Source organism: Arthrobacter sp. SRS-W-1-2016 (assembly GCF_002009585.1).
Classification (GTDB): domain Bacteria; phylum Actinomycetota; class Actinomycetes; order Actinomycetales; family Micrococcaceae; genus Arthrobacter; species Arthrobacter bambusae_A.
The window spans coordinates 1-25,498 of record NZ_MTPV01000023.1; the positions used below are offsets into that span (position 1 = coordinate 1).

Here is a 25,498-nt window from a genome sequence, read left to right on the forward strand (position 1 = left end):
ACCTCGACCCCCGCCAAACACCCCGACGCAACCACCACTTCAGACCCACCCGCACATAAACCCGCCCCGGACATGAAACGCCCACCGGGACAAACCGGCCCGAATTCGTTGACATGTGACTAAATGGTCACCTATTCTGAATCCATGGACGCCGTCTTCAAGGCACTCTCCGACCCCACCCGCAGGGATCTGCTCGACGAGCTCTTCCGCGAGGACGGGCAGACGCTCAGCGCGCTTGAAGCACGGTTCGACATGACCCGTTTCGGGATCATGAAGCACCTCAAGATCCTTGAGGAAGCCGGGCTGGTGGTGACCCGCCGTCGTGGTCGCGAAAAGCTCCATTACCTGAATCCGGTACCCATCAGGCTCGTCCACGACCGCTGGGTGAGCAAATATGCAGAACCATGGGCCGCTGCGTTGAGCGACCTCAAAACCAGATTGGAAAGTCCCGTGGAAAAAATCTTCGAAATCTACATCAAGACCACTCCGGAACGGCTTTGGGAAGCCATCACGGACAGCGACACCCGCAGCAAGTACCAGTTTGGCAACACCCACACCGCCGACTGGACGCCGGGCGGGCACTACGAGATGCACAATCCGAAGGCCAACGGAATGGTCCTCGGCGAAGGCGAGAACGTGGAGGTCGATCCCCCGCGCAGGCTCGTCCAGACCATGCGCGCGCTCTGGGGGGAAGACGTCAAAGCCGAAGGCACATCACGCGTCACCTGGGAGATCGAACCGGTGGGCGACTCGTGCCACCTGACCGTCACCCACAGCGATCTTCGCGAAGGCGGCAACGACCAGATCTACGGCGGTTGGCCGATGATCCTCTCCGGCCTCAAGACCTGGCTGGAGACCGGCGAAGTCCTGACGACTCCCGGTTCATTGATGTATTCGTGAGGCTCGACGGCGGGGCGACCCGCGGCCGTTAGCTCCTGGCGGCGGGAGCGAGGGCCGCGTTGAGGTACTCCAAGTGCGCCAGGGTCGGTGCAGTCGTGTTTGCCGCGTATTCCGGGTGCTTGGTGAGGAATTTCTTGATGAAAGGGCACACCGGCACGATCCCGACTCCCTCGCCCACGGTTTCCTTCAGGGCCACGTCGGCGAGCCTGCCCGCGAGGCCTTGTCCGCCGAACTCGTCGTTGATCACGGTGTGGTAGAAGATCCGCTGCGGGGACCCGGTGTCGTCGTACGCCTTGTACGCGGCCTTGCCGATCACGTGGCCATCAACCAGTACTTCAAAGCGCTCGCGGTCAACGTTGTGGCGGAAAGTGGCATCGGTCATCGCTAGCTCCTCGGTTAGGTCCTGTCGACCTACCCTAACCTTGGAGTCCGGACGCTTTGTTCCCGGTGCGACCTTGTCGACACACTCTGTGCAGCCATCAAAGCCTGGCAACGAGGACTCCTAGATTCCTGCTTGGTTTGCTCTTTCCAACAATCCGGCATTGGTCCGGGACCACAAGTTGTTCTGAGCGTCCCGGAAGACCAGGCGCGTTACGCACCAGTTCTCCTTACGGGTGATTGGCCGAGTGAACCCGGCCAGAGCGCCTGTGTGATCGGCCAAGGCCCAACCACTGCGGTCCTTATGTGACTCCACAAAGTACTCCCCGGGCGGCAGTAGCCGGAGATTCAATGGCCGGAGTTGGCCCCGAACGTCCTGTGCTTCCAGGACAACGTCAAAGATTGGAGAGGTCGAGCCGTTGTTCACCACAACTCCGTAGGCCAACGCGGACCCATCCGAGCCGACGTGGACCGCGCTCCACGCGGCTACCCCGCCGGCTTGAGCCTTGAGTTTGTCCTCGTCGGCCTTAATGTCCCTATCGCGTTCAATCTTGTGCACGCCGGCTGCCGTCCAAGCAGCCCACGCGGCCGCAATCAAAGCGAACATGCTGCAAAATGCCGAAATCCATTCAGGCATACGTATCCCCCAACGTGTAAGTAAATGCACCAGGAGGATTACGCACGGCCATTCCGCTTGTCCAGTCACATGACGCCGCGCGGACAAACATTCGTCAGGTAATCCAACTCCACGCTTTCTCCAAGCCCGCGTTTGGACTTGGAGAAAGCGTGAAAGAAGGACTAGGCCGTGACGATGTCGCGTGTGGCGTGGTCGTACGTGAAGGTGACCTTGCCGCCGTCGTGCTTCAGCTCGTGGTTGGCGCCGTCACGCACGCCGAACGCGCCGTAGTTCTCGTCCCACGAGCGGTTCAGCGCGATCTTGTACGTATAGAAACCGGCAGGCAGCGTCGCCGCGAGGGTCCACACCTTACGACGGGCGTTGAACTTCATTTGCGCCTCGTCGTACTGCGGAGCCCAGTCCTCCGGCGCCCCGAGAATCGTATTGAAGTCGCCGGCGATCGCGACGGCGGACGGCTGCTCGAGCTTCTCGACGGCGGCGGCCGCTTTGGGTGCGGCAGCTTTCTTGGGTGCTGCCTTGGCGGCCGGAGCCTTCGTCGCGGCGGCTTCGGCGGCAGGCGCCTTGTCCACTGCGGGGACCTTCTTGGCCGCGGGCTTCCTGGCGGGAGCCTTCTTGACGGGGGCCGTCGGAAGCGGAGTATCTGCCGGAACAGGCGTGCCCTCAGCCAACGCGCTGGCGAACTCGTCCGGCTTGGCGAAAGCGACCGTGGCACGCAGGCCGTCGTCGGTGATGGTCCAGCCCGAACGGCCCTTGACCAGCCAGCCGGCCTTGACCAGCTTCGCGGTCTCGGTGGTCAGGTTCTTGTGGCCGCGCGGAATGCCTCCGCTGAGCAGTTCACTCTCGCGGGCGTCCAGCGGAACGCGGACAATCGCTTCAGCCAGGATCTCGCCGGCGTTCAACGACTGTTCGGACCACGTTCCCTCTGCCAAGACATCCAGGACGGTCTTGAGACGGACACTGCTTTTTTCGACGGTGGACTTGGCCACTGGGTCTCCTTCAACGGCGGACATTCCTTCAGCAGTCTGCCAATGTTCTGTAAATTCTGGCGACTGTTCTTGGTAAACACCGTGTGTCGTGACCCACTATTACGTCCAAAAGTCGGCAAGTGATGGAAGGCTCTCGGGTACCGGTCGGTAGCTAGGGCTTGGGGTACCCTCTTGCCCTCTACTCCCCCGCGGCCTTCTCCCACTCGGCAACCTTGGCCAACAAATCGGCCTTTCGGGCCTCGTCAGCGAAGGACGAACGCACCGAGTTTGCGGCCAGAAGTGCCCGCTCGCCGACAGTCAAGCCGTGCACGGCGACAAGCTGCTCGAAGTTGTCGTCCACGTACCCGCCAAAGTACGCAGGATCGTCCGAGTTCACGCTGACATTCAGCCCGGCTGCCAACATCGCAGGCAAAGGGTGGTCCGCCAGGGTGTCCACGGCGCGCAACCGGACGTTGGACAAGGGGCACACCGTCAGCGGGATTTGCTCGGCCACCAACCGTTGCACCAGGGCCGGATCTTCCATGCAGCGGATGCCGTGGTCGATCCGCTCCGCACCAAGCAGATCGAGGGCCTCGTACACATAGGATGCGGGGCCTTCCTCGCCGGCATGCGCGATCCGTCGCAGTCCGGCCTCCGCCGCGCGGCGGTAGAGCCGCTCGAACTTCGACGGCGGATTGCCCACCTCGGCCGAGTCCAAGCCGATGCCGGCAATGGGCGCCTTCATGGCGAGCAGCTGGTCCAAAACCTCCAGTGCGGATTCCTCGGACATATCCCTCAGGAACGCGGCAATCAGGAGCGTCGAGACGCCGAACTCCTCCACCGACGTCGCGAGTGCGGACGCCACACCGTTGACGCACGTCTCCAGTGCCACTCCGCGAGAAATGTGCGCCTGCGGGTCCATCATGACCTCGACGTGCCGCACTCCGCCGGCCGCGGCGCGTGCCAAATATGCCCTGGTCATGTCCGCAAAGTCCTGCTCGGTGCACAACACCGCCATGTTGGCGTAGTACAGATCAAGGAATGACTGCAGATCCGTGAACTCGTACCGTGCGCGCAGCTCGTCCAAATCCGCGTACGGAAGCTCGATCCCGTTCCGTTCAGCGAGCGCGAAAATCAGCTCGGGCTGAAGCGTCCCCTCGATGTGTAGGTGCAGTTCGGCAACCGGAGGTGCCGCCGTCGTCGTCGATTCGCCAAAAGTTTCCACGCGACAAGACTAGGACGAATACTCACCGCACCCCATTTGAACGCCCCGCAATGTGGGTTCAGGGCAGGTAGCGATTGATTCTGCGCAGGAGGGACCCGAAGACCGGATGGTGCTGCAATCGGCGGACCATCACCGCGTTCCGAGCGCGGTCAACCGACACCAGGATTGCACGCGCCGGCCAGTTCCCGGCACCGGTCTCCTGCCGGCGCGCAGAACTCCGGAGGGAGACCGTGCAAGCCAGGCACACTCCCGCCTCCGGATGTGCGCCAAGCCGGACGATCTTGGCCGCGGGATACTCCGAACCGCAACACCAGCAAGCGAATCCGCCCTGTACTTCATCACCGAATTCCGAAGGGGCTTCCATGGGACAAGTATTACTGCAAACCGCACTCTTCAGGGGCCCGATAACACGAGCGAGGGGAAGGCCACACCGTGTCAACTTGGATCTATGCCGTTCGGCCCCCAAACTGAAAGGATGCAGACCTTCCTCCCGTTCCCCGATTTCAAGCAATGTGCTGCCGTCTTGGACACCGCAAGGCTTGGCAAGCAGCGTGTCGAAGCACTGCAGATCCTTCGCGCACTGGTGATCCCCGAGTTCGGCCGGCCCTCCCACCCTGCTATCCGCATGTGGATGGGCTACGTTCCCGCCCTTACTCTTTACGGCCTGGCCATGGTGGATGAATGGGTCGCCCGAGGCAACCCGGACAACACCCGCGCCAGCATCACCGAGTTCGCGCCCCAGGCGGCCCACCCGGACTACGCCTCCAGGATTCCGATGCCGCCGTGGCTGGGCGACGCCGATTTCCACCTGAGCCACCGCTCCAAGCTGCTCCAAAAGGAGCCCCGCTTCTACGCCGAGCTCTTCCCGGACACTCCGAACGACCTTGAGTACCTCTGGCCCGAGCCTAGTCACGAGTTCATCCCCGAAGACCCCTACGACGACTTCATCTGGGTGCTTCGCGCCCCGGTGGGCGACGTCGAACCCGAAAAGATCGACAAGGTGGGGATGCCGGCAGCAGGCAAGGCCAAGGCTGCCAACAGCGACGGCGACGGTTACCAGTTCGTGTACGCATCGGAAACGTCCCGCCGCCCGGGCAAGACCGCCCGCAAGGCTCCGAAGCAACTGGTGAAGAAGCCCACCCGCAACCGCCAACGCCAGGACGAGGCCTTCCGCACGCTCCCCGGCAACACGTCCGTCCTCGTCCCCATCGAGGGTGGAGCCAAGTTTGCCTTGGGCAAGGTCCTCGGCCGGCCGATCACCCTGGAAGACGGCCGTTTCGGGCGAAACTTCGAGGTCACCAAGATCATCGACCGTGCGGACTTCGACTATCCGGCCTTGTTGCAGGATCCCCGGGCGTTCTTCCCGATTCCGGCACCGTAGCCCGGGCCAAGGGGACTGATGGATTTCCAGCAAATCATCGAGGCTGTCGGCCGGTACATGGACTTTGCGGGTGTCGCCGTGATGGTTGTCGGTGCCATCGCGTCGGTCCCGCTTGCCCTGCGCGGTTACAAGCCCAAACGCCTACCGGCAAGCTCGGCGCCGCTTTCGGTGTACCGCTCCTACAGGCAGCTCCTGGGACGCTCCATCCTGCTTGGCCTCGAATTCCTGGTGGCCGCGGACATCATCCGTACTGTCGCAGTCACCCCCACCTTTGAGAGCGTGGGGGTCCTGGCGGTCATCGTGCTGATCCGGACGTTCTTGAGCTTCTCCATCGAGCTTGAGATCACCGGGCGTTGGCCGTGGCAGAAGGCTCCTGCCCCGGGCTCGGAAGCCCATCCGGCATTGCCGACTTCGTGACTCACGAGTCGCACGCTCGCCCCCACTGCGCCGATCGCCGTCGTTTTCGTCGTTGCGTCTACTTATTCTGCCGACGGACGAGCGCCCGGATAACCAAGATCTCATAGGCCACCAAGGCAACAACCCAAATGTAGTCATACCAGCGGGCGTCGAATCGAACGAGCAACGCCAGCAGACCAAGGGCTGCAACCAACTGGGTGGTGACGATGGCCAACCAAGGCGTGGTCTTCACCTTATCCACAGGAAATGATCACCCCTCCTGCCGAGAAAAGGACACCCGCACCGTAGGCGGCCCAGCCGATTGCTCCTATCGGTCCCATAAGAGACACGATTACACCAAACCCTGCATACGCACATCCTATTGACACCGGTCCGCCACGGGGAATCAGATCCGGGTTGTAGTGTGCAACATGGCGGCCCGAGATATAGGTATCAAGCCATCCGTGACAGGCCAGGATCTCCTTGCCTTTCCACCCTATGGTGACTCCGTTATAACCCGTGCAGTAGTAGTCATACCGTCCCGTCGACATCGGGGCAACGGCGCCGCCAGGTGCCTTTTAATTTACGAGGACGGCTCCACCCGAAAAGTCGTATCGCCCTTCAAGACGGATTTTTAGTGCCGCTTGCGTCTCCGAAAATTGAGGACTTTCAAGGAGCAAAGCTAGACGGTTGCTATCACCGTCAAACGCCTCAGAAATTGCGGTTTGAATCTGTTCAGGTGTTTGCAACTGCGACGTTGTTTCGGCGGGTGTAACGACAACCGAAATGACGCTTCGTACTTTCTTCCCAATGCCCATTTCTCTCCCCTTTGAGTTGTAGCAAGTGGGTGACCATCATAAGTTGCATTTGTTAGAGGAAAGTTGCGACTAGGTGCTGCTAGTGCAGAATTGAGTGTCGTTTGGCGGAAAAATGAGTGTTCTTGCTTGGGACGAATGAGTATTTTCATCGAAGGTGCCCGCTGGGCCCTTTGGTGAATACTCTGGTTCCCGAGGAGTGCCAGCCCAGGCCATCCCTAACGCAACTGACTCGCAGTTAACGTCGTTTTCAGGGCTCAAAACGACACCTGCTGCGAGCTAGTTGGGCCCGGGATTCATCGATGTCTTCGGTATTCCCCGGCGTTGGAATGCCTCGTCCCACTGTGCCCAGTCTTCCGGCCGCACCGACGGCCGTCCGAGAAGGTAGCCCTGCCCGGCGGACATGCCGAGCTCCGCCACCGCGCTAAGCTCGGCTTCGGTTTCGATCCCTTCGGCGACGAGGGATGCCCCGATCTCCTTGGCGAACCCGACCATGGCAGCCCCCAACGCGCGCTGGCCTTGGTCGGTGTCGATGCCGGCGATGATGTCCCTGTCCAGTTTGATCACGTCCGGCTTAAGCAACAAGACGTGGCGCATGGACGCAAACCCGGATCCAGCGTCATCAACGGCGATCCTCAATCCACGGCCTCGCAACGATGCAAGCGCAGCCGCGAGGGGACCGTAATCAACCACATGTTGGCGTTCTGTCACCTCGAGCACTATCCGCCCCATCGGGATTCCGGCATTCGCAAAAATGTCGGGCAACCGTGCGTCAAGACATGCCCGTGGTGAGAGATTCACCGAAACCGACAACGCGGGTGGCAGCCCGGTCGCGGCGCGCAGCGCGGTTTCGAGGGCAAGAATCTCAAGCTCAACATCGAGTCCCACTGCCGCAGCTTCGACGAACCACACCTCGGGAGAAATGCCCTGCGGACTCAAGAACCGGGTCAACGCTTCAGCCCCGAGGACTGCATCTGTTTCCAAGGATCGGATCGGTTGGAAGGCTGTCAGCAAGGAGCGGCTGGCCAGGATCGCTTCAATGCGGCTCCTGGTCTCGCCGGTGGCCAGCGCGTCAAGTGTCAGGGGATCAAGGGCCCTGCTGGTTCCCTCAAAACCGCTCGGCTGTCCAGCGGCGTCGCGAAGCGCCCTTCCGGAAACCTCGACCACAACCCTGCTGCCGTCTTTGTGACGGCACACGGCGTGTAGTCCGGACCACCCGGCGGCGTTCTGGGTGGACGTTTTTGCTTGCAGTGCATTCGCCAGATCGTCGGGGTCGATAACCAGGCGGAAATGCCTTCCCAGGAGCTCGGAGGGCTCGTATCCGATCAAATCCACGCCCGCCGGGCTGGAGAAGGTGAAGCGCCCGTCATGTCCTATGGCCCACAACCACTCCCGGCTGGTGCTCAGCACCGTATCCATCAAGCGGTTGGTCTTTAACGCTTCGTCCCGCTCCCGCCGCTGGTGCCGCACCAAGGAAAATGACGCGAAAACCACAACCGGCACCACGAGCAAGGAAAACCCATCCGAAATCCAGACAGGCCATCCCCATGTTTCCCACGGATCATCGCCGGAGACGTAGGGCAGCCCGACGGCCAAGACAACACCCAACTCCATGGCGATGATGACAAACAGCCACAATCCGGGCCTGAAAGTCCGCGTCTTCGTTCCCAGCCTGCCCATTCCGAACATGGCTCCCCCCTGGCACAAGCTAAGGCTGCTTCTCTTCCACATCATGCCACTCACGGTCCGGGAACCAATAGCATTCCTGTCGAAATCGTCAGGCGTCGGGGGCCGGGCTGTAGGTTTCCGGGCTACTTCCCCAACCCGGCCCGGCGCAGCGCTTCCGCCATGGCTGTGTTGACCGGCGGCTGAGGGGCCGCCTTCGCGGGAGCCGCTGTACGCCCCGGCGCGCCCTTGGCCGGAACGGCGTTCCGACCTTTCGCGCCCTGTCCAGCCTGCGGCGCCGCCGGACGCCGCTCGCCTCGCTCAGCACCGCGCGGACCGCGGTCACGCCCGCCGCCCCGCGAACCGGACCCACCCGCGGCGCCGGGTTCGTCGTCGAGCCTCAAGGTCAGCGAAATCCGCTTCCGCTCCGGATCCGCTTCCAGGACCTTCACGCGCACGACCTGTCCGGATTTCACGATCTCGCGGGGATCGGACACGAACTTGTTGGACAGCGCGGACACGTGGACCAGGCCGTCCTGGTGCACTCCGACATCCACGAACGCCCCGAACGCCGCCACATTGGTGACGGTGCCTTCCAGGATCATGCCGGGCTTGAGGTCTGAAATCTTCTCGATGCCCTCGGAGAATGTTGCTGCGGCGAATGCCGGGCGGGGGTCGCGGCCCGGCTTTTCGAGCTCGGACATGATGTCCCGCACGGTGGGCAGGCCGAACGTCCCATCCACGAACGCCTGCGGATCGAGCGATGACACCGCAGCCCCATGCGCAGCAGCCACGATCTTCCTCGCCACCGAATACGCTTCCGGGTGGACGCTGGACGCGTCGAGCGGCTCCGCTCCCCCGGTGATGCGCAGGAAGCCCGCGCACTGCTCAAAGGCCTTGGCACCCAGCCGCGGCACCTTTTTGAGGTCAGCCCGCTTGGCGAACGGGCCGTTTTCGTTGCGGTACGCCACAATGTTCTCGCTCAGGAGCGGCCCGACGCCGGCGACGCGGGCCAACAGCGCTGGCGACGCCGTGTTCACGTCCACGCCCACGGCGTTCACGCAGTCTTCGACGACGGCGTCCAGCGAGCGGTCGAGCTTAGCCGCCGTGACATCGTGCTGGTACTGCCCCACACCGATCGATTTCGGTTCGATTTTCACCAATTCGGCCAGCGGATCCTGCAAACGCCGGGCAATCGACACGGCTCCGCGCAACGACACATCCATGCCCGGAAGTTCTGCGGCCGCGAGCGCGGACGCCGAATATACGGACGCACCCGCTTCGGACACCACGAGCTTCTGCAAGGTGGGGCCGCCGGATGCTGCCAGCGACTTGATGAGTTGCACGGCGAGCTTGTCCGTTTCGCGCGACGCCGTACCGTTGCCGATCGCGACGAGCTCGACGGCGTGCTGCCGCGCCAAACGCTCCAGCGTCACCAAGGCCTCGTCCCATTTCTTGGCCGGGGCGTGCGGATAGACGGTATCGGTAGCGACGACTTTGCCGGTGCCGTCGACGACGGCCACCTTCACGCCCGTCCGCAGTCCCGGGTCCAGGCCCAGCGTGGCGCGGTTTCCGGCGGGAGCCGCAAGAAGAACATCGCGCAGGTTGGCGGCGAAAACGCGGACGGCTTCATCCTCGGCCTGGGCGAACATGCGGCTGCGCAGATCGTTGCTCAGGCGGTCCAAAATCCGCGAGCGCCAGGCGATCTGTGCGGTCTGGACAAGCCACGCATCGGCGGGCCGGCCACGCTCGGCGACCCCTAGGCACTTGGCCACAGCGTTCTCGTAGCGGCCGCGGGCGGCGGCCAGGGCGTCGTCGTCGGCTGGTTCTGCCTCGGCGAGGTCAAGCTCCAGGACGCCGTCGTTCTCGCCGCGCAAGAGCGCGAGCACGCGGTGGCCCGGCATGCCGGAAGGCACTTGGGAGAACTCGAAGTAGTCCTTGAATTTCTGCCCCTCGGCTTCCTGGCCCTTCTTCACGCGCGACACCATCCGCCCCTGCGTCCACAGCCGCTCGCGCAGCGTTTCGGCAAGATCGGGATCCTGGGAGACCCGTTCCACGAGGATCGAGCGCGCGCCGGCGAGCGCCGCGGAGGCATCGTCGATGGAGTGCTCGGCGTTGAGGTACCTCGCGGCCTCGCGCTCAGGCTCGAGCTGCGGGTTCGCGAGAAGCGCCTCGGCGAGCGGCTCAAGGCCGGCTTCGCGGGCGATCTGCGCTTTGGTGCGACGCTTGGACTTGAAGGGAAGGTAGATATCTTCCAGCCGGGACTTGGTATCGGCGCCGACGACGGCGGCCTCCAGTTCCGGGGTCAGCTTGCCTTGCGCGGCAATCGCCTCAAGAACGGTTCGACGGCGGTCCTCCAGATCCCGCAGGTACCGGAGCCGTTCCTCGAGTTCACGCAACTGGGTGTCATCGAGAGTCCCGGTGACTTCCTTGCGGTAGCGGGCGATGAACGGAACGGTGGATCCGGCGTCGAGCAGTTCAACCGCGGCCTTGACCTGCCAGGACTTCACGCCGAGCTCTTGGGCGATCAGTGCGTGGATGGCGGCGTCTGCTGACTGGGGCTGGGGAAGAAGGGTCACCATGACATTTTGCCTCACGGAGTTTGCCCTGGCTAAAGACGGAGCCGAGTGCTGCACATGGGGAAGCGCCACGGCCGGAGGCCGTGACGCTTGATGGGTACGAAAGTTGGGGTTAGCCCAGTTGCGCCATGGGGGTCTTGGCGGAGATGTGCTCCACCAATTCGCCTACGCGCTCCTCGGTGTAGTTCCGGGCGATGTCGCCTTGGCTGATGATGCCCACCAACTTGTGGTCGGTGATGACCGGAAGGCGCCGGACCTGGTGCTTTTCCATCAGGTCGATTGCTGCATCGATGCTGGCATCGGCATCGATCCAGATCGGCGTGCCCTGGGCGAGATCTGCCGCGGTCAGGCGGTCAGCATCCAATCCCTCAGCAACGCACTTGACCACAATGTCGCGGTCAGTGATGAATCCTTTGAGTCTTCCATCGTTGCCGCAGATCGGCAGGGAACCGACGTCCAGATCGCGCATCAGGACAGCCGCGTCACGCAGCGACTGCTCTTCCTTCACGCACTGGGCATTGGTGGTCATGAATTCGCGCACAACACTCATGAGTCCTCCTTGATCGATTGGGTATCGACGCGGACCCCCGGCACCGACGCCGATGCTGCCAGCCTACGCTTGGGGTTTGGCCATGGCCAGATGCTGTTTGCTCTGCCTGATTACTTGTTGCTCCCGCCCGATTTACTCGGCGATGTCCTCGGCCCACAGTTCCGGATTCTCTTCCTGGAACGTGCGCATCATGTCCACGCACCGCTGGTCATCGAGGACCACAACCTCCACGCCCCGCGACCGCAGCAACTCGAATTCGCCGTCGAACGTGCGGGCCTCCCCCACCACGACGCGCGGGATCTTGAACTGGATGATGGTGCCCGTGCACATGGCACACGGCGCGAGGGTCGTATAGAGAGTGGTGTCCCGGTAGCTCTTCTGCCGGCCGGCGGCGCGGAGGGCCGACATTTCCCCGTGCGCGATGGGATCACCATTCTGGACGCGTTCGTTGTGCCCGCTCGCGATCACCACCCCACCACGGGCGAGCGCAGCGCCGATGGGAATGCCACCTTCGCCAAGGCTCTTTTGGGCCGCCTGGTACGCGGCTTCGAAGGCGGGATCATGGGAGGTTGGGGCGTCAGACGGGTTCATTCGGAGCCTGCTTTCCGGAGGTGGGGATCTTCCGCTACTTGTTCTATAACTTATATAATAAAGAGGGAGGTGGGAGCGATGATCCTCAACGTGGACCTGGCCAGCGACGTGCCGATCTACCAGCAGCTTCGGGACCAGATCGTAGAGGCGATCGCGGACGGCGTGCTGGCCGAGGGCAGTTCGTTGCCCGCCACCAGGACGCTCGCTGCGGACTTCGGGATCAACTTCCACACTGTCAACAAAGCCTATGACCTCTTGCGCCAGCAGGGCCTGATCCAGCTCAACCGCAAGACGGGCGCGGTGGTGACCACGACGGTTGCGGACCCGCTGTTCGGCGCGGACTGGACAGCGAGGGCACGGACCCTGCTCGCCGAAGCCGTCGCCCGGGGACTTTCGCCCGAGGAAGTTCTCGAGTCCTGCCGCTCGATTCTCGATTCATTTGGAACCACGCAGCCAGAGGAAACACCATGACCGTAGCCATTGTCCTGAGCGCCGCGTTGGCGGCACTGGTGCTCGCCATCGCGCTGGTCCTGCCCGCGATCAACAGCCCGACCGTGCCCTTCGGGGTCCGGGTACCGGCCCAACGTGCCGACGACCCGACAGTGGTCAGGCAGACCCGCGTCTACCGTTGGCGGGTTCTCCTGAGCGGGATCGTGGCCATCGGGGTCTGCCTTGCCATTTACGGAATGACCGGCGAAACGTTGCTCCTGCCACTGTCGGTGCTGGTGCTCGTGGGCTTCTGGTACGGCTGCTTCTTCCTGGCCAACCACGAGATCCGGGCCGCCAAGGCCGCCGGGGGCTGGTATGAGGGAGTGCGCCAAGGCATCGCGGTGGATACCGAACTGCGGACCGATCCACCGCGCTTTCCCTGGCTCTGGCTGGCGCCGGCGTTGATCATCACCATCGCTACTGTAGTGATCGGCGTGATCAGCTACCCATCGATGCCCGATGTGCTCGCGGTGCACTACGGTGCGAAAGGCATACCCAACCGATCGGCCGCCAAATCGATCGGCACCGCCTTTTCACTGGTCTTCGTGCAGATCGGCGTGACAGCGCTGCTCGTGGGCATCGCCGCGGCGATCCTCTTCCGCAGCCGGCCCGACATTGACCCGGCTCACCCGGCAGGCTCCGCACACTGGCACCGCCGGTACATGCTGCTGGGCGCCAAGGCACTGCTCGGATTGCTCGCGATGATCGACCTGGCGATGCTGGGATCATCGTTGCTGATGTGGACGGGCACGGTCACTCCGTGGGCGCCACTCGTGGTCGCGCTCCCGATCCTGGCCGCCGTCGCGGTAGCCGTGGTTGTCTTCGCCCGGAACAACCGCGCTCGGGACGAAGGCGAGGAGGACACCGGCCTGACCCACCGCGAGGACGACAAATACTGGCGGAGCGGCTTGTTCTACGTCAACCGCGAAGACCACGCTCTCATGGTTCCGCGGCGCTTCGGCCTGGGATGGACCCTCAATTTCGGCAATCCCAAGGCGGCCATGCTCCTTGCCGGCGTGGTGGCGCTCATCGGCCTGGTGATCACCCTCCGCTTCGCCGGCTGACCCCGCTTTGCACTGGCACTCACGCCGGGGCTGCCCTACTGTCGGACCGCACTGATAGCTTGGCTTCATCAGCTCAACGGTCTGGGGGCACGGTGTTTTTTCTCGATTCGGTAAATGCAGGGCAAGCGCAGGATTTGGTGTTTTCCGCCAGCGACCTCGTGACGGCCTCCACCTGCGAGTACCAGTTGCTGCGCAAGTTGGACGAGAAACTGGGCCTCGCGCAGAAGCCGGCCTTCGCCGTCGACGAAATGCTGGAGCGCACCGCCGCGCTCGGCGACGTCCATGAGCACAGGGTGCTGGACCGTTTCGTGGCCGAGTTCGGCACCTGGGATCCGATGGCACGTAAGGGCGTGTTCGACGTCGTTCCCGCCGAAGCGATGGACCGCGCCACCCTGCAAGCCAAGCATGCGGAGTCGATCGAGGCGCTGCGATCCGGCGCGGATGTGGTCTTCCAGGCCGCGTTCTTCGACGGACAGTTTCATGGACGCTCCGATTTCCTCGTCAAGCAACCGGATGGCAGCTATGCGGTGTACGACACCAAGCTCGCCCGCCACGCCAAGGTCACCGCGCTGCTGCAACTCGCTGCGTACGGCGATCAGCTACTCAAGGCCGGAATCACCCCGGCCCCGGATCTGACCCTTGTCCTCGGGGCTACGATTCAGCGGGACGCTGCTGGTTCGGACGGCCGGGGCGGCTTCGACTACGTGCACAGCAACCACCGGCTCGCCGATGTCCTGCCGGTATTCCGTGAGCGCCGGGACCGCTTCCTCGCCTTGACGGACGCGCACCGATCGGGCTTGGAGCCTGTCCAATGGGGCGCGACCGGAGTCACCGCATGCGGCCGCTGCGACTACTGCAAAGAACAGGTAGGCCTCCACCGGGACCTGCTGATGGTGGCGGGCATGAGAATCACGCGGCGTAAGAAGCTCATGGGAAACGGCATCTGCACCATCGACGCCCTTGCCGACATGCCCGACGCCCCGGATTCCGCCACGCGGCGCCTGCAGGAACAAGCCCGGCTCCAAACCGGAACAGCCACCCCCGATGGCACCGTCAGTTACACGGACAAGACCGGCGAGACAAAGAGCATCAGGTATTCCGTGCTGGAGTCCAATTCCTTGGCCCGGCTCCCCCGCCCCGACGCGGGAGACATCTTCTTCGACTTCGAGGGAGACCCCTTGTGGCAAGACCCTGTCACCGGCCGTTGGGGACTCGAGTACTTGTTCGGCGTCGTCGAAAATCCGACGGAACCGGGCGGATCTCCCGTGTTCAAGCCGTTCTGGGCACACTCGCGGGCCGAGGAACGGCAAGCGTTCATCGATTTCCTCGAGTACGTGGCAGAACGCCGCATGAAGTACCCGGACATGCGGATCTACCACTACGCCGCCTACGAGAAAACCGCGTTGCGGAACCTGTCTGTCATCCACACCGTCGGAGAAGCCGCCGTGGACAACCTTCTCCGCGAAGGCGTGCTCGTGGACCTCTACGACACCGTGCGGCACAGCATCCGCATCTCCGCCAATTCGTACAGCATCAAGAAACTCGAACCCCTGTACATGGGCGAGCGTTTGCGTTCGGGTGACGTGACCGACGCCGGTGGCTCCGTGGTTGCCTACGCCAACTACTGCACCGCCCAGGACGCGAACCACGAAGATGAAGCGGCAACGATCCTCGCGGGTATTTCCGACTACAACGAATACGACTGCCTTTCCACGCTGGAACTGCGGAATTGGCTGCTGGGCTTGGCAGCGGAGCGCTCCATTGAACCCGGTCTTCCAGCCACTTTGGGACCCGAATTGCCCGCGGAGACCCAGCCGGAAAAGTACGAGGCCGCACCCGAGGAAACAGCCCTCCTCGACTACCTGGCGGACTTCCCGGAGGACTCCCTTCGCTCCGACGACAACCGGGCGGTGGCGATGGTGGCGGCCGCGGTCGGCTTTCACCGGCGTGAGGACAAGCAATTCTGGTGGGGACACTTCGACCGCTTGGACCGGCCAGTCTCGGAGTGGGAGGACACGAGGGACTGCTTCATCGTGGAAGGCGGCGAGGTGGTGCGTGACTGGGCCAAGCCGACTCCGCGCAGCAACCCGGCCCGGAAGGTGCGGCTGTTCGGCCACGCCGCGGACGGTTCCGGTTTCGCGCCCGGCAGGAAGTACTTCCGGATGTACGGGCCTCCGCTCCCTGATGCCTTCCTTGGCAAGAACGAAAGCGCCCTGGGGAGATCGGGAATGGCCGGCACGGAGGTCATCGAGGTTGGTGATTCCGACGACCTTGATGAAGGCAGCTCACTCTCGGGGCCAGACGACGGCGCCTCGGATGTCGTGGCCATTTCAGAGCGACTGCCCAAGAGTGCCGAGGAATACGCGCAGCTTCCCATGGCCTTGACGCCCGACGCTCCGGTCAACACAGACGGGCAACGGAAGGCCCTCAGCGAACTGGCCATCAAGGTGCGTTCCCATCTGCCGTCGTGGCCCAAGGACCCAGCGTTGGACTTGTTGCGACGAATCCCGCCTCGGCTGGCCACTCTTGCGGAACTGCCCGCCGTCGGGCCCGGCGACGACGCATACGTGGACGCCATCACAGCCGCTGTGTCGGATCTGGACCAGTCATATCTTGCCGTTCAAGGTCCGCCGGGAACGGGCAAGACATACGTCGGCTCGCACGTCATCGCGCGACTCGTGCGTGCGGGCTGGAAAGTTGGGGTTGTCGCACAGTCCCATGCTGTCGTCGAGAACATGCTCCACGCCGCAGTCAAGGCCGGGGTGGACGCTGCACTCATCGCCAAGGAAATGAAGCACGACGACCCTGTTCCCTGGGACCAGCAAGCCAAGGACGACATCGAGCGGTTGCTTGCCGCGCCCGGAGGCTGCTTGATCGGCGGCACGGCTTGGACCATGACGGGCCGGACCGTTCCTGCGGGTTCCCTGGACTTGCTCGTCATCGACGAAGCCGGTCAGTTCTCGCTCGCCAACACCCTCGCCGTCAGCAGGGCGACGAAGAGACTGCTGCTCCTCGGCGACCCCCAGCAGTTGCCCCAAGTCACGCAGGGCAAGCACCCGGAACCGGTGGATGAGTCCGCGCTCGGCTGGCTGGCCCACGGCATGCACACGCTCCCCGCGGAGCTCGGCTACTTCCTGGCGACGTCGTGGCGCATGCACCCGGATTTGTGCGCTGCAGTGTCAGAGCTGTCCTACGATAATCGGCTGCATTCAGCACCGGCCGCTTCCGGGCGGCGGCTCTCCGGAGTCCCGGCCGGCGTCGAGTGCGTCTACGTCCAGCACCACGGCAACTCCACGCAGTCTCCGGAAGAGGCTGCGGAAGTAGTCCGGCAAGTCCGGGCGCACCTTGGCTTGGCTTGGCTGGACCCGCGCGAATCATCCGGCGAGCGGCCCCTGGCCGAACAGGACATCCTCGTGGTGGCGGCCTATAACGCCCAGGTCCAGCTCATCCAGCACGAACTAAGGGCGGCCGGCCTACGCGGCGTGCGCGTCGGGACGGTGGACAAGTTCCAAGGCCAGGAAGCCCCCGTGGTGATCGTGTCCATGGCTGCCTCCGCTGCCGCCGAGGTACCGCGCGGCATGGAGTTCCTGCTCTCACGCAACCGGATCAATGTGGCGGTGTCGCGCGGTCAGTGGCGCGCCGTCGTCGTGCGCTCACCCGAACTGACCAACTACCTGCCCACACAGCCGGAAGGGCTGGAGCAGCTGGGCGGTTTTGTGGGCCTGTGCCAGCGCAGCAGCCCAACTGACTCGCACTTAATGTCGTTATGAGGTCTGAAAACGACAACAAATGCGAGTTAGTTGGGTGATGCCTGCCGCTCAGCTGCCTCGGCCCTACCCGGAAGTTCCTTGTACTCATACTTGCCGCCGCGCAGGGCCGAGGCGAAGGCGGCCACCAGGCACGCGGCGATGGCAAAGGCGAACGCGACGGCCAACCCTTCGGCGAACGGGCCTGAAATCAGGCTCGGGAAGAAGGAGCGGCCGGTCAGGAAGGCCGCGTCTTTGGCCGAGAGGGCGTTCAGCACTTTCGGTCCGAGCAGTGTTTGGACCGGGTTGTAGCCCAGCAAAGAGGAGAACAGCACAGACACCGGGGGCAATTGGGCGACCTTTGCGGCGTCCGCGGCAGCCACCCCGTGCGCCGTCAGGCCTGAGGTCAGCGTCTGCGGCAGCGTCCTGGCAAGCCCGGTGATCATGAGCGAAAAGAAGATGCCGATGGAGAGCACCATGGCCGAGTTTTGGAATGTGGTGCTCATGCCCGCACCCACGCCCCGGCGGTTGGGCGGCAGCGCGTTCATGATGCCGGCCCGGTTGGGTGCCGCGAACAGTCCCATGCCCAAGCCGTTGACCAACAACGCCAGCGAGAACGGCACATAGCTGAAGTTCACCGGCAGCACCAGCAGCCACAGGAAGCTGGCCGCCGCCACCACTATGCCCAAGGTGGCCAGGAACCTGGCCCCGTGGCGGTCTGAGAGCCAACCGGATACGGGGCCCGCGATCAGGAACCCCGCAGTAAGGGGCAGCATGTAGATCCCGGCCCAGAGCGGCGTGATTTCGAAGCTGTAACCGTGCTGGGGAAGCCAGATCCCTTGCAACCAGATGATCAGGATGAACATCAGGCCGCCCCGGCCGATGCCGGACATCAGGGAGGCCAGGTTTCCAGCGGTGAAGGCACGGATACGGAACAGTGCCAGATGGAACATGGGCTCCTCTATCCTCATCTCCACCCAGCAGAACACTGCCAGCACCGCGGCCCCTCCTATCAGCGCCGTGAGCACCCATGGGTTGGTCCAGCCCATGGTGTTGCCGCCGTACGGTTGGATGCCGTAGGTGATGCCTACCAACACTGCGATCAGGCCCACCGCAAACGTTGCGTTGCCCCACCAGTCCAGTTTGGCCGGCTGCCTGATCCCTGTGTCGTGCAGGCTCAGGTAGGCCCAGACGGTGCCCGCCAACCCCACCGGCACGGAGACAAGGAACACGAGCCTCCAGTCCAGCGGACCCAGGAGCCCGCCGATGATGAGGCCCAGGAAGGAGCCTGCGATGCCGGCAACCTGGTTCAGGCCCAATGCCAGTCCGCGCTGATTGACTTCGAAGACGTCAGTGATGATGGCTGTGGAATTGGCCATCAGCATCGCGCCGCCTATGCCCTGAAGGACACGCATGATGATCAGCCAGAGGACGCCCGAGGTGCCGGAAAGCCACGTGAGGGACAGCAGCACCGAGAACACGGTGAAGATGGCGAAGCCCGCGTTGTACATTTTCACCCTGCCGTACATGTCGCCGAGCCGGCCAAAGGTAACGACCAACACCGCTGTGACCACCATGTAGCCCATGACCAGCCACAACAGCATGCTTGTGTTGCCGGGGGCCAGTGGATCGACGTGGATGCCACGGAAAATGTCAGGCAGGGCGATCAGCATGATGGAGGAATTGATGGTCGCCATCAGCACACCCAGCGTGGCGTTGACCAGTACGGTCCATTTGTAGTGCGGACTGGCAATCGCTTGCGCGATACGGGCCTGACGCCCGCCCCTGACAAACTGGGTCTTCGTTGCCATGACAACCACCCCTTCCCCGGCCGGGGCCGCTTCGGGATTGTTACTTCACTAAAAACCCTAAACCCGAATTCGGCACTGGGAACCGCCCAAGGGCGACTACTTTGTTTCTCCGTGGGCGTCGGGTGCCGGCAGGGCGGTGGCCGAGAAGGGTTAAACCGCGACGGCGGCACCTTTCGCAGGTGCCGCCGTCGGGGTCTCGGGTTTCCTAGTTAGCGTAGAACGGGTAGTCGGTGTACCCCTTGGCGCCTTCGCCGTAGAACGTGGACGGATCCGGTTCGTTCAGCGGGAGGCCTTCACGCCACCTGCGCGCAAGGTCCGGGTTGGCAATAGCTGGGCGGCCAACCACCACGGCGTCGGCGTGACCGTCGGCCACGAGCGCCAAGGCCTCATCCCGCGTGGTCACTAAGCCGAAACCGGTGTTCACGAGGAACGTGCCGTTGAAGCGCTCGCGCAGGTCCTGGACGAGCTCACCCTTGGGATCATGGTGGAGGATGCTGAGGTAGGCGAGGTTGAGCGAGGCGATGGTGTCGACCAGGACTTCATAGGTGGCGCGGACATCGGCGGGGTCGGTCTCGGCGATCCCCTGGACCGAGTGCTCCGGGGAAATCCGGATGCCGACCCTGTTGGCGCCCAGCGCTTCCACCACCGCGTTGACGGTCTCGATCACGAAGCGTGCACGGTTTTCCGGGGAGCCGCCATAGCTGTCAGTGCGGACGTTGCTGTTGGGGGCCAGGAATTCATGCAGCAGGTAGCCATTCGCCGAGTGGAGCTCGACGCCGTCGAATCCTGCCTCGACGGCGTTCCGGGATGCTGTGACGATTTCCTGGATTACCGAGGGAAGTTCATCGGTGCTCAGTTCGCGGGGCACGGGGTACGGCTTCTTGCCGTTCGGGGTGCGGACTTCGCCGTCGATGGCCACGGCACTGGGTGCCACGATCTCGTGGCCGCCGGTGATGTCCGCGTGGGAAACGCGCCCTCCGTGCATGACCTGGGCGAAAATCCGGCCGCCCTCGGCATGGACGGCGTCGGTCACCTTTTTCCAGCCCGCGAGCTGTTCCTCCGTGACGAGGCCGGGCTGCCCGGGGTAGGACTGGCCTGCGGGCGTCGGGTAGGTGCCCTCGCTAACGATCAGCCCGAGGGAGGCACGCTGCCGGTAGTGTTCCACAACCAGCGGGCCGGGAACACCCTCGGCGCCCGAACGGAGGCGGGTCAGCGGCGCCATGACCAAGCGGTTGGGAAGTTCAATCTCGCCGAGAGTCAAAGGGGAAAACAACATGGGCAGTGCCTTTCAAACGGGAACAGGTCCACTGGCGGCAACTGCCACGCGCCTGCAACTATTCCTGTTGAGACTCGGATCACATCACGACGGCGGTACCCCCGCCTTCCGCGGACGGGCACCGTGCCGCCGTCGAAGGCGTGTTTCCCAGCTGTCCTAGGGAACGCCCGGGCAGCCCTCGCCGCGTGGGTTGACGATGCAATTGTCGGCGTAGTTGCGTGTTATGGACCGCCAGACACTCACCCTCTGCGACGGCGACGCAAACTGTCCGGTGCCTGGAATCGGCATGTTCGGGCCACCATTCACGGAGTAGGTGCCGCGGAAGGTGGTGGTCACGGACACCTGAAAGTCACCGGTCTGTTGATACACGTGGCTTGTTCTCGTCTTTTGGCCCCATTCCGCCTCCGGAAGCGGGCCGCCAGCAAACGGTGTTGGCCCGAGACTGTTGCCGTCCCCGTAGGCATAGGTGTACTCCACGGGAGTTGCGACTATATGGACTCGCTGGCCGAGGATCGTCACATCGAATTGCTGCTCAACGGCGTTCGCGAAGATGTTGGTTTCAGCGCCCTTGAGTGTGTGCGGGCTTGGCTGGGTGGCCAAGTCCGCCGGTTTGACGGGAAGGTTGCGGAAGTCGCTCTCAATTCTCGCCGCGATCCTGGGCAGGACGTCCTCTGGCCTTTGGTCGTACAGGCAAGATGGGCCGTTGTTTCCCGATTTCCAGTCAGTCCACGTGGGATTCGAAACCGCTTTAGGCGCGACCTTCCAGATCACCGGCGTTCCAGGTTTCTCACCGGGCTCGCGGGGCGGACATTGCACCTGCCCGGGTAGGCACTTCTTGTCCAAGGCATTGTCGTCTACCTGGCATTGAAGCTCTGCTTTGTATTGGTTGGGGTCGTCGCTCACGTGGTTCAGAGGGGCGGACATAAATTCGCCGGTTTCGGGGTCACGGATCCATCTGGCCGTGACTTCGATCCCACCTTGTTGGTAGCCCGAAGATACGCGGTCGTCACTACTCGCCGCTGCGGGCGCGGCGGAAGTGACCAATATGGCATTCAGTGCAATTGCCAAAATTATCAAGTTCCGCGGATTCATTCCGCACTACCGAAGCAATCCGAGGTCTTTGACCTTCCAAGAACCTGACTCGAAAGCAGCAATCATGCCTGATGCGCTGTTCGATGGCGGCGTTGAAGGCTGCCCCACGCTCCCATCCGCATCGTAGTAGTCAATCTGGCTTTGGATCGTCTGAATCGTCACTTGCTGAGAAAGCGCCTCGGATTTGAAATTTACTTCAACCGACGGAGTTGTCATCTTTCCACCAACAACCCATCGTCCTTTTACATATGCGGACTCGAGACCCTGTTTGATTCGATTGCAGAAGACGCACTCTGCGGATGTCATGGCCGACCAAACGGCCATGTCCCCAGTCTCATAGGCATACGAAAGCGCCTGAAACCAGTACCTAGCGAACGCCTCCACGCCTTCCTTGCTGTTCGCCTTCGCAGCCTCCGGCAACACGGGAACCGGTACGTTCTCCGCTTTCCCCTTGGCGTCCGCGGGTCTATAAACAGCCGTCGGGGTCGGAGAGGGCGTAGCCGTGGCACTGGCTGAAACGGAGCCGGTCGGTGACGCAGACTGCGGCTGGGTGCTGTTCCCGCACGCAGTCAGCGTCAACACCGTTGCAAGGCTGCCAATAATGAAAGAGCGAGCAGAAACCGAGGTGCGTGGAGTCATGGTTTGCTATCCCCAAATAGTTTTCAAGACTAAACGTTTCCCAAAATGGTAGCTCACTTCCCTATCTTGGCGTGAAAGTTATCCACAGACCCCGGTTCACTACCCCGCATCGCTTTACCAGCGAGGCGTGACACAACAAGCACAACGAGGACAAACCAAAGGCCCCGACGACGGGACCGCGGCCAGGCCGCCCATCCGTCGTCGAGGCCTATGGGACCTGTCGAACTCCCGCCTACCTTTGAGCCGGCAGGACCAACTCCCCCGACTTATCCGTCGACAAAGCGAGCGAAGAGATGAACTGCGGCTCGCCGTCGGGCCCGTCCTGGGCCGACCGGACCATGTCCGGACGCTCGAACTCCAGGCCCGTCACGTGGCACAAAAGCTTGGCATCGCTCGGGTTGCCGTCGGCGTCGAACATGGGCAGCTCGATACCGTCGTGGCCACGGCGCAGGTAATACTTTCCGCGAGTCAGGAGAGCCAGCACCGGCGGCAGCACGAGAGCCAGTCCGACGGCGAAAATCGGCGAGTATGGCTGGACAGCCGAGCCGAAGGCACCGAAGAACACCGCAATCGAGACAGTGGCCGAAGCCAGCATCGAGATGAAGCCCACCGGGTTCACGGCGTAAAGCATGCCGCGGCGGAACTCGGGAACCTTCGGCGAAACCTTGAGCAAGTATTTGTTGATGGCAATATCGGACGCAACGGTAACCACCCACGCCATGGCGCAATTCGCGTAGAAACCAAGAATGGTGTTCAGGAACTCGAACATATTCGCTTCCATCAGCACTAGCGCAATCACCAGGTTCACCACTACGAAAACCATCCGGCCCGGATAGCTCTTGGTGACACGCGTGAAGCTGTTGGTCCACGCGAGCGAACCGGAGTAGGCGTTGGTCACGTTGATCTTGATTTGCGAAATGACAACGAGCACCACGGCCAAGGTCATCGCCAGCCAGGCCGGCATCATTTCCTGGTACACGCCAAGGAATTGGTGCACCGGCTCGTTGGCATGCGCGGAGGCGGCCGGATCCAAGGTCGCGATCAGGTAAATGGCAATGAACATGCCCACGATCTGCTTGATCGCGCCGAAGATCACCCAGCCCGGACCGGCCAGGATCACGGCTCGCCACCACGCGGCCCTATTCTCCGCTGTCTTGGGCGGCATGAAGCGCAAGTAGTCAATCTGTTCCGCGATCTGCGCCATGAGTGACAGGCAGACACCCGCGGCCAGCATCACAGAGGCCAGATTGGTGCCTTCAGCCCCGGATTTGCCCGTGAACGCGAAGAATTCCCCGATGCTGTCCGGGTGCGAAATCACCAAATACCCCACGGGAACCACCATGAGCAGGAGCCACAACGGGGTGGTCCACACCTGCAGCTTGGACAGGGCCTTCATCCCGTAAATCACTAGGGGAATGACAATAAGCGTGGACGCCGCATAACCGAGCCACTGCGGAATCCCCAGCCCAAGTTCCAGCCCTTGCGCCATGATGGAACCCTCGAGCGCGAAGAAGATGAACGTAAAGGTCGCGAAAATAACATTCGTGACCACCGAGCCGTAATAGCCGAATCCGGAACCCCTCGTGATGAGGTCAAGATCAATGTTGTACCGGGCAGCGTAGTAAGCCAAAGGAAATCCGGTGGCGAAAATGACCACCGCCGCCACCACAATTCCGAGAATCGCATTAACGGTACCGTAAGAAATACCGATGTTCGCCCCGATGGAGAAATCAGCCAAATAGGCAATTCCGCCCAGGGCACTTGTTGCCACCACGCCCGCACCCCACTTGCGGTAGGACCGTGGCGCGAACCTGAGGGTGTAGTCCTCCAGGCTCTCTTTCGCTGCGCTCATCGCATCGGCGTTGCCCGCCGCGCGGCTCCCGGCGCCTAGCGCCTCGGAAGGTTCGACGACGGCGGTTCCTCCTTGGGAGCCACCCGCCGCCGGTGGTTCAAGCACTTGTGTTGTCTTCGAATCGTCAGTCATCCCCGCAACTTTCCTCGTCTGGACATCGCCCTTGACGCTATCGGCGGCATGAAACGACCGAGTCTCCACGATGTTTCCGCGCTGTAACTTATCCAGCGAGTCGGCCGCCAAGATTGCAGCTCCGGGTTTGTGGACGTCCAACAAAATCACCTCCCCACAAGCCCACTACCGTCATGAAGGAACGCACTATCCCCTGCAAGTAGCGGCCGAGGAGCATCATGACCACCCAGCCAAACCCAAGGCGTACGTCCACCTATCCGATTCTGGAAACAGCCCGCCGGCAAGTCCTCGCGAACGGCGAAGGCCTCAGCGAATCCCAGCTGCTCGAGATCTTGGAGCTCCCGGACGAGGCCATCCCTGAGGCCCTGCAGCTTGCCCACGAGGTCCGCTTGGAGCACTGCGGCGAGGACGTCGAAGTGGAGGGAATCATCTCCATCAAGACCGGAGGATGCCCTGAGGACTGCCACTTCTGCAGCCAGTCGGGGTTGTTCGACAGCCCGGTCCGGGGCGTCTGGCTCGACATCCCGGAGCTCGTGAAGGCCGCCAAGGAAACGGCTGCCACCGGGGCCACCGAGTTCTGCATCGTCGCAGCCGTCCGAGGCCCGGACATCAAGCTCATGAACCAGATCAAGTTCGCGATCGACCGCATCAACGCGGAAGTGGACATCAACATCGCCTGCTCCTTGGGCATGCTCACCCAGCGCCAAGTGGACCAGCTCGCCGAGTGGGGCGTCCACCGCTACAACCACAACCTCGAAACAGCACGCAGCTTCTTCCCCGAAGTCGTCACCACCCACACTTACGAGGAACGTCTCGACACCTGCAACATGGTCAAGGCGGCCGGTATGGAGCTCTGCTGCGGTGCGCTGATCGGCATGGGCGAAACCACCGCCCAGCGAGCCGAACTCGCCAGCCAGCTCGCAGCCCTCGAACCCCACGAAGTCCCGCTGAACTTCCTCAATCCGCGCCCCGGGACTCCCCTCGAAAACCAAGGAATCATGGACGGCAAGGACGCCCTCCGCGCCATAGCGGCGTTCCGCCTCGCCATGCCACGGACTGTGCTTCGTTACGCCGGCGGACGGGAACTGACCCTGGGCGATCTCGGCACGCGCGAAGGCCTCATGGGCGGCATCAACGCGGTGATCGTCGGCAACTACCTGACCACACTCGGCCGTCCCGCCGATGCGGACCTCAACCTCCTCGTCGAGCTGAACATGCCCATCAAGGAACTCCAGAAGTCGCTGTGAGCACCAACGTCACGGATAGTTACTGCGGTCTGTGCGGCGAGCGCCCGACGTCGGACGCTCACCAAAGC

The 25,498-nt window shown here is 62.9% G+C and carries 21 protein-coding genes; 7 read left to right on the forward strand and 14 right to left on the reverse strand.

Going from position 1 to position 25,498, the window contains the following annotated elements; all coding sequences use genetic code 11:
• Positions 1-144 precede the first annotated feature (144 nt).
• Entirely contained in the window at positions 145-900 is a 756-nt protein-coding gene (locus tag BMF89_RS05770; protein WP_078106162.1) for a metalloregulator ArsR/SmtB family transcription factor, read from the forward strand.
• Between the two features lie 28 nt (positions 901-928).
• On the opposite strand, the gene BMF89_RS05775 is transcribed toward BMF89_RS05770, so the two are convergent.
• The 4 genes from BMF89_RS05775 to BMF89_RS05795 form a co-directional block, all read right to left on the reverse strand.
• Positions 929-1,282 carry a GNAT family N-acetyltransferase gene (locus BMF89_RS05775; RefSeq protein WP_078106125.1) on the reverse strand — a complete coding sequence of 118 codons (354 nt, stop codon included), beginning with the start codon at positions 1,280-1,282 and terminating at the stop codon, positions 929-931.
• Positions 1,283-2,076: 794 nt separating this feature from the next.
• Entirely contained in the window at positions 2,077-2,901 is an 825-nt protein-coding gene (locus BMF89_RS05785) for a glycosidase (protein ID WP_139359566.1), read from the reverse strand.
• Between the two features lie 178 nt (positions 2,902-3,079).
• Positions 3,080-4,105, reverse strand: coding sequence for an adenosine deaminase (locus BMF89_RS05790; RefSeq protein ID WP_078106128.1), 1,026 nt, complete (start codon positions 4,103-4,105; stop codon positions 3,080-3,082).
• 58 nt (positions 4,106-4,163) lie between these two features.
• Complete coding sequence (locus BMF89_RS05795) at positions 4,164-4,469, reverse strand: hypothetical protein (RefSeq protein WP_078106129.1); 306 nt, start codon at positions 4,467-4,469, stop codon at positions 4,164-4,166.
• Positions 4,470-4,580: 111 nt separating this feature from the next.
• Here BMF89_RS05795 and BMF89_RS05800 point away from each other — a divergent pair, with 111 nt between their 5' ends.
• The gene (locus BMF89_RS05800; protein WP_078106130.1) at positions 4,581-5,486 is read left to right on the forward strand and encodes an MSMEG_6728 family protein; all 906 of its coding nucleotides are present in this window, start codon (positions 4,581-4,583) and stop codon (positions 5,484-5,486) included.
• Between the two features lie 18 nt (positions 5,487-5,504).
• Positions 5,505-5,903: a DUF1622 domain-containing protein gene (locus BMF89_RS05805; protein WP_078106131.1), complete on the forward strand. Its 399-nt coding sequence runs from the start codon at positions 5,505-5,507 to the stop codon at positions 5,901-5,903.
• Between the two features lie 58 nt (positions 5,904-5,961).
• On the opposite strand, the gene BMF89_RS05810 is transcribed toward BMF89_RS05805, so the two are convergent.
• The 5 genes from BMF89_RS05810 to BMF89_RS05830 form a co-directional block, all read right to left on the reverse strand.
• Entirely contained in the window at positions 5,962-6,135 is a 174-nt protein-coding gene (locus BMF89_RS05810; RefSeq protein ID WP_216353791.1) for a hypothetical protein, read from the reverse strand.
• A gap of 841 nt (positions 6,136-6,976) precedes the next feature.
• Complete coding sequence (locus BMF89_RS21550) at positions 6,977-8,386, reverse strand: EAL domain-containing protein (RefSeq protein WP_253190722.1); 1,410 nt, start codon at positions 8,384-8,386, stop codon at positions 6,977-6,979.
• 122 nt (positions 8,387-8,508) lie between these two features.
• On the reverse strand, positions 8,509-10,944 hold the full coding sequence (locus tag BMF89_RS05820) for a Tex family protein (RefSeq protein WP_078106134.1): 2,436 nt from the start codon (positions 10,942-10,944) through the stop codon (positions 8,509-8,511).
• 109 nt (positions 10,945-11,053) lie between these two features.
• Positions 11,054-11,491, reverse strand: a complete 438-nt coding sequence (locus BMF89_RS05825; protein ID WP_078106135.1) for a CBS domain-containing protein — start codon at positions 11,489-11,491, stop codon at positions 11,054-11,056.
• Between the two features lie 132 nt (positions 11,492-11,623).
• A complete protein-coding gene (locus BMF89_RS05830) occupies positions 11,624-12,082 on the reverse strand; it encodes a nucleoside deaminase (protein WP_078106136.1) in 459 nt (152 codons plus the stop codon).
• A gap of 78 nt (positions 12,083-12,160) precedes the next feature.
• Here BMF89_RS05830 and BMF89_RS05835 point away from each other — a divergent pair, with 78 nt between their 5' ends.
• The 3 genes from BMF89_RS05835 to BMF89_RS05845 all read left to right on the forward strand — a co-directional run bounded on the left by BMF89_RS05835 (position 12,161) and on the right by BMF89_RS05845 (position 17,405).
• Positions 12,161-12,553, forward strand: coding sequence for a GntR family transcriptional regulator (locus tag BMF89_RS05835; protein ID WP_078106137.1), 393 nt, complete (start codon positions 12,161-12,163; stop codon positions 12,551-12,553).
• A complete protein-coding gene (locus BMF89_RS05840) occupies positions 12,550-13,635 on the forward strand; it encodes a DUF5808 domain-containing protein (RefSeq protein WP_078106138.1) in 1,086 nt (361 codons plus the stop codon). Before BMF89_RS05835 ends, BMF89_RS05840 begins: the two co-directional genes overlap by 4 nt.
• Before the next feature lie 92 nt (positions 13,636-13,727).
• Positions 13,728-17,405, forward strand: coding sequence for a TM0106 family RecB-like putative nuclease (locus BMF89_RS05845; RefSeq protein ID WP_078106139.1), 3,678 nt, complete (start codon positions 13,728-13,730; stop codon positions 17,403-17,405).
• A gap of 26 nt (positions 17,406-17,431) precedes the next feature.
• On the opposite strand, the gene BMF89_RS05850 is transcribed toward BMF89_RS05845, so the two are convergent.
• From BMF89_RS05850 to BMF89_RS05870, 5 genes are all read right to left on the reverse strand, one after another.
• The gene (locus BMF89_RS05850) at positions 17,432-19,192 is read right to left on the reverse strand and encodes an MFS transporter (protein WP_078106140.1); all 1,761 of its coding nucleotides are present in this window, start codon (positions 19,190-19,192) and stop codon (positions 17,432-17,434) included.
• Between the two features lie 205 nt (positions 19,193-19,397).
• Complete coding sequence (locus BMF89_RS05855) at positions 19,398-20,468, reverse strand: alkene reductase (protein ID WP_078106141.1); 1,071 nt, start codon at positions 20,466-20,468, stop codon at positions 19,398-19,400.
• A 156-nt stretch (positions 20,469-20,624) separates the two neighbouring features.
• The gene (locus tag BMF89_RS05860; protein WP_253190723.1) at positions 20,625-21,536 is read right to left on the reverse strand and encodes a hypothetical protein; all 912 of its coding nucleotides are present in this window, start codon (positions 21,534-21,536) and stop codon (positions 20,625-20,627) included.
• 30 nt (positions 21,537-21,566) lie between these two features.
• Positions 21,567-22,199, reverse strand: a complete 633-nt coding sequence (locus BMF89_RS21555) for a DUF6318 family protein (RefSeq protein WP_139359567.1) — start codon at positions 22,197-22,199, stop codon at positions 21,567-21,569.
• A gap of 232 nt (positions 22,200-22,431) precedes the next feature.
• Positions 22,432-24,183 carry a hypothetical protein gene (locus tag BMF89_RS05870; RefSeq protein ID WP_078106143.1) on the reverse strand — a complete coding sequence of 584 codons (1,752 nt, stop codon included), beginning with the start codon at positions 24,181-24,183 and terminating at the stop codon, positions 22,432-22,434.
• Between the two features lie 218 nt (positions 24,184-24,401).
• On the opposite strand from BMF89_RS05870, the gene bioB reads away from it, so the two are divergent.
• Positions 24,402-25,430: a biotin synthase BioB gene (gene bioB / locus BMF89_RS05875; RefSeq protein ID WP_078106144.1), complete on the forward strand. Its 1,029-nt coding sequence runs from the start codon at positions 24,402-24,404 to the stop codon at positions 25,428-25,430.
• Positions 25,431-25,498 lie beyond the last annotated feature (68 nt).